Raw genomic sequence first — 1,402 nt, 5'->3', positions numbered from 1 at the left:
TCAGTACCTCACAAAGCCTGTTAGTTGAGAAGTCTGCTTGCTGAAGTGTGACCAAGCACGACCAGCAAGCAGACGGTGACATCCACGAGGACCAGCTTCTTAACTTTCTCGTCAACGCGCTCACCGGTGCATTCGGCGTGAGTCTCGGTGAGAACGCTGATCTCGACCCCGAAGACATCTACGAGGTCCTCGTCGGCGCGACCGCCGACGGGACCTCGATCTCCACACTCTGCGACCGGAGTAAGGACAGCTCCTCCAGCACGAACATTCTGCGTCACCTCCGAACCAAGTTCGACCTTGAAACAGTCACAACCGTGGGGAACACGCTTCTCCAGGAGTACACACTCGATGTACTTCCCGAGCAGGTGGAGATCGTCATTGATCTCCACCTGCGCCCCTACTACGGTGACGAAGACGAGACGGACGGCCTCTACTACAGCGAAGCCAAAGACGGAACGACTGCCTTCCACGCGTACGCGACACTGTACGCTCGGGTGCGCAACAAACGCTACACGCTGGCGGTGCGCCGTCTCACCGACGGCGACACCGCCAGCAGCGTCCTCGCAGAGTTTCTCGGCCTCGTTGATCGCTTCGACTTCGAAGTCAAGGCACTCTACGTGGACAGCGAGTTCTACGACGGGAAATGTCTCACCCTGATGCAAGCGCACAACCACGCCTACGTGGTCCCAGTCATCGCATGGGGGAACGACATTCAGCAGGAACTCTCGGAAGGATGGAGTCGTGAGATTGACCACGATCTCACGACGGAATTCGACGGTCACGAGTGGACCGTCGAATTCCCGGTCATGATCGACTGTACCTACAAAATGGGTCGCTACGACGAGCATAGCGTGGCGCGTCACGGCTACGCCGTTGACGCGCCGTTCATCGATACACCGCGACAGGCTCGTCGCCACTACAGCAAGCGGTTCGGCATTGAGGCGACTTACCGGCTGTCGGAGTCATCGCTGATTTCTACGACAGTGACCGATCAAACTCGGCGATTGCTGTTCGTGGTGATTAGCCTGCTTCTTCAGAACGTCTGGCGGTATCTCCACTGGGAATATGTGGCGACGCCCCGCCGAGGCGGGCGTCGCCTCTGGTGGTGGCCCTTTGAAGAATTCATTCGCATGGTTACCCGCGCCGCATGGAACGCGCTCTCAGTGCGGCGGTCGATCCCAGCAAATCGTCCACCTGACGACCGGTTCGAGCGGTAATCACTGACCGGAACGGGTCTTCGAGTAGTGGCAACGCTGTCGTGTCGGCGGCGTCCTGCCGCCGACTCCGACAGCTTCCTGACATCGATCGCCGGGAGTGAGCGTCAACCGCCGGTCCAGATACTGTTTCAGCAGTGAATTCACTCGTCAGAAGCAGTTAGCCGAGGACGCTTTGTGAGGTACTG

Annotated in this window: 1 protein-coding gene; it reads left to right on the top strand. The window is 58.7% G+C overall.

The window, feature by feature from the left end; genetic code table 11:
- Positions 1–47 precede the first annotated feature (47 nt).
- Positions 48–1,217 (top strand): ISH3 family transposase, encoded by a 1,170-nt coding sequence (locus tag AOZ13_RS13565; protein ID WP_020222849.1) that lies wholly within the window; start codon positions 48–50, stop codon positions 1,215–1,217.
- Positions 1,218–1,402: the final 185 nt, after the last annotated feature.

The organism is Halarchaeum acidiphilum MH1-52-1 (assembly GCF_000474235.1).
GTDB classification, from domain to species: domain Archaea; phylum Halobacteriota; class Halobacteria; order Halobacteriales; family Halobacteriaceae; genus Halarchaeum; species Halarchaeum acidiphilum.
The sequence above is the reverse complement of the archived record's forward strand: the minus strand, read 5'-3'. Positions and strand labels throughout refer to the sequence as shown.